Genomic DNA, 3313 nt, shown 5'->3' on the forward strand with positions numbered 1-3313 from the left:
ACTGGCGGGGTACCGAAACGTCCTGGGAGGATCTGTGAACCGCCGCCTCATCGCGTCGCTGGCCGTCGGGGCCGCGCTCGTGCTCACGACCACCGGCTGCAGCATGATCTCGCCGCAGGCGACGACGATCCCCTACTCGGCGGCTGAGGGCACCAACGTCCACGGCTCCGGCCCTCTCGAGGTGCGCAACGCGTTCATCGTCGCCAACGACGAAGGCACGGCCGGCAACTTCGTGGCCGCGATCATCAACGACACCGAGAAGTCGCACACGCTGAACGTCGAGTTCGGAGAGGGCGGCCCGACCCTCAAGATCCGCGTGCCGGCGAACACGACCGTCAGCCTCGGCTCCGATGAGGACGAGCCGCTCGAGATCAAGGACTTCGAGGGCCTCCCGGGCACCGATGTCACCACGTTCTTCCAGTCCGGCGACGCCGACGGGGCCCTGGTCTCGATCCCGGTGCTCGACGGCTCGCTCGACTACCTCTCGGCACTGGCCCCCTGACGCGGGGCTCGTCCGTGCACAGACGGAGTGGGGCGCGTCCTCGGACGCTCCCCACTCCGTCTTTCTCGTCTCAGCCCTCGAAGCGGTAGCCCAGGCCTCGGACCGTCACCAGCATCTCGGGCGACCCGGGGTTCTGCTCGATCCGCGACCGGATGCGCTTGATGTGCACGTCGAGCGTCTTGGTGTCGCCGAAGTAGTCGCTCCCCCACACGCGATCGATGAGCTGGCCGCGGGTGAGGACCCGGCCGGCGTTGCGCATCAGCACCTCGAGCAGTTCGAATTCCTTGAGCGGCATGTTGATCTCGTCGCCGTCGACCGCGACGGTGTGCCGGTCGATGTCGAGGACCACGCGGCCGCCTTCGAGCACCCGGTCCTCCAGATCGGCGTCGATCTGCGAGAAGCGGCGCAGCACCGCCCGCATGCGCGCCAGGAGCTCACGCGCCGAGTACGGCTTGGTGACGTAGTCGTCCGCGCCGAGCTCCAGCCCCACGACGATGTCGACCTCGGAGTCCTTCGCGGTGAGCATGATGATCGGAACCGCCGACGTGGTGCGGATCTGACGGCACACCTCGGTGCCCGGCATCCCCGGCAGCATGAGGTCGAGCAGCACGATGTCGGCACCGCGGTCACGGAAGGCGTTGAGCGCGGCCGGGCCGTCCTCGGCGATCTCGACCTCGTACCCTTCTCGGCGCAGCAGGTAGGCGAGCGGGTCGGCCAGGTCGGGCTCGTCCTCGACGATCAGGACGCGGGTCATGCGGGTTCTCCATTCGCAGCGGGTTCAGGGGCCGGCGCGACGGCCGGCTTCGCAGGAGCCGGCCGCTTCTTCTTGCGGCCGCGCTTGGGGGCCGGCTCGACCGCGGGCGCCGCGGACTCGGGCAGGCGGATCGTGAACGTCGAGCCCCGACCGGGCCGCGACCAGAGCCGCACCTCGCCGCCGTGGCGCTGCACGGCGTGCTTGACGATCGACAGGCCCAGTCCGCTGCCCCCTGTGCGGCGCGCCCGCGCGGGATCGGCGCGATAGAAGCGTTCGAACACGCGGTCCTGGTCGCCCTCGGCGATGCCGATGCCCCGATCGGTCACGGCGATCTCGATGGCGCCGTCGACCGACTTGACGCCGACCCCGACGCTCGATCCGCGCGGCGAGTAGGCGATCGCGTTGGCGATGAGGTTGCCGACGGCCTCGCTCAGCACCTGGGCGTCACCCTGCACGTAGTGGCCGCGACTGCCGCCGCGCACCACCTCGACGCCGGCGGAGTCCGCCTGGATGGCGTGCGCGTCCAGCGCCGAGGCGACGACCTCGTCGATCGACACGTCGCGCAGCGTCAGCTCGTCGGCCGCCTGCAGGCGCGACAGGTTCATGATGCGCGACGTCAGCAGTGCGAGACGGGACGCTTCGGCCTGCAGCCGCGTGGCGAAGATGCGCACCTGCGGCGGATCGTCGGCGGCCGACTCAATGGCCTCGGCGAGCAGGCTCACCGCCCCGACAGGGGTCTTGAGCTCGTGGCTCGTGTTGGCGACGAAGTCGCGCCGCATCTCTTCGACGCGCTCGCGCTCGGTGATGTCGCGCAGCACAAGCAGCGTCAGCCGGGCGGAGATGCGGGTCGCCCGCACGACCACCAGTCGCGGCTCGGCGGGCAGCGCGCCGCGACGCAGCCGCATGGTCTCGGTGGCGGACGGTGCGGTGACAGCGGCCTCGCTGCCGCGCACGCGCCGCGACAGGGCCCTCAGCTCCTCCGTGGGAAGCGCCGTCCCTTCGATCAGGCCGAAGGGCGTCGCCGCCGCCGAGGCCGCCAGGACCGTGAAGGACGAGTCGATCACGACCGCCGCGTCGTCCATCCCGTGGAGGACCTCCCGCACTCCTTCGGGGACGTCCGTCACCTGTTCGTTCCGCGCGCGGTCACGGGCGCGCAACGCGGCGACGGTCACGGCGGACACCGATCCGCCGACGATGACCCCCACGAGAAGGGCGAGCAGCGCGAGCTGCGTGGAGTCCATGGGTCCCAGCGTAGGGGCACGCACCGGGCGCTTTCCGCCCGGGAGCCCGCGGGTGCACCACGTTCCCATGACTGTTCACCACCCCGGCACCGTCCGTTAACCTTCTCTGACGAGAATCGCCGAGGCCGCGGGCGGACGCCTGCCCGAAAACCACGAAAGGTGCATCGGAATGCGCGAAGTCTTCCACCAGTCCCTAGAGGACGTGCAGGGGCGTCTCGTCGAGATCGCCGAGCTCGTCACGGTGGCCATCGACAAGGCGACGCGGGCGTTCGGCACCAGCGACGTGGCCCTCGCCGAGGAGGTCATCGAAGCAGACGCGGTGATCGACGAGAAGGCGGTCGAGCTCGACGAGCTGGCCATCGAGATCCTCGCGCGTCAGCAGCCGGTGGCGCGCGACCTGCGCATCGTCGTCAGCGCACTGCGCATGAGCGCGTCGCTGGAGCGCATGGGCGACATCGCCGAGCACATCGCCCAGCTCACCCGCATGCGCTTCCCCGAGCGCGCCATCCCCAAGGGCCTGAAGTCCACCTTCCTGAAGATGGGTGAGCTCGACGTCGAGGCCGCCCGTCAGCTCACGGAGCTGCTGCGCACGCAGGACGGCGATCTCATCGAGCAGATCCGCAACGCCGACGACAACCTGGACGAGCTGCACGTCTCGGTGTTCGAGAAGGTGCTCAGCGACAGCTGGCAGGGCGACCCGTCCGCCACTGTCGACGCCACGCTCGCCAGCCGCTATCACGAGCGCTTCGGCGACCACGCGGTGTCCGTCGCCAAGAAGGTCGCCTATCTGTCCACGGGCGACTGGACCACGTCGAC

Annotated in this window: 4 protein-coding genes; 2 read left to right on the forward strand and 2 right to left on the reverse strand. The window is 70.1% G+C overall.

The annotated features are described in order from the left end of the window. A partial coding sequence (locus ACTHNQ_RS03175; RefSeq protein ID WP_440331026.1) for a DNA modification methylase occupies positions 1-502 on the forward strand: 502 nt, incomplete at its 5' end. A 70-nt stretch (positions 503-572) separates the two neighbouring features. On the opposite strand, the gene ACTHNQ_RS03180 is transcribed toward ACTHNQ_RS03175, so the two are convergent. Both ACTHNQ_RS03180 and ACTHNQ_RS03185 read right to left on the reverse strand, forming a co-directional pair. Further along, positions 573-1256: a response regulator transcription factor gene (locus ACTHNQ_RS03180; RefSeq protein WP_018172591.1), complete on the reverse strand. Its 684-nt coding sequence runs from the start codon at positions 1254-1256 to the stop codon at positions 573-575. After that, positions 1253-2497: a sensor histidine kinase gene (locus tag ACTHNQ_RS03185; RefSeq protein WP_440331029.1), complete on the reverse strand. Its 1245-nt coding sequence runs from the start codon at positions 2495-2497 to the stop codon at positions 1253-1255. Before ACTHNQ_RS03185 ends, ACTHNQ_RS03180 begins: the two co-directional genes overlap by 4 nt. Before the next feature lie 169 nt (positions 2498-2666). On the opposite strand from ACTHNQ_RS03185, the gene phoU reads away from it, so the two are divergent. Then, on the forward strand, positions 2667-3313 hold a 647-nt coding region (gene phoU / locus ACTHNQ_RS03190; RefSeq protein ID WP_440331031.1), incomplete at its 3' end, for a phosphate signaling complex protein PhoU.

It is taken from the genome of Microbacterium sp. (genome assembly GCF_051953575.1).
In the GTDB taxonomy this organism is placed as follows: Bacteria; Actinomycetota; Actinomycetes; order Actinomycetales; family Microbacteriaceae; genus Microbacterium.

What these genes read in the sequence shown, in the direction of transcription:
- ACTHNQ_RS03180 (WP_018172591.1), bottom strand. Translation starts at nt 1,256, where the DNA reads ATGACCCGCGTCCTGATCGTCGAGGACGAGCCCGACCTGGCCGACCCG.
- ACTHNQ_RS03185 (WP_440331029.1), bottom strand. Translation starts at nt 2,497, where the DNA reads ATGGACTCCACGCAGCTCGCGCTGCTCGCCCTTCTCGTGGGGGTCATC.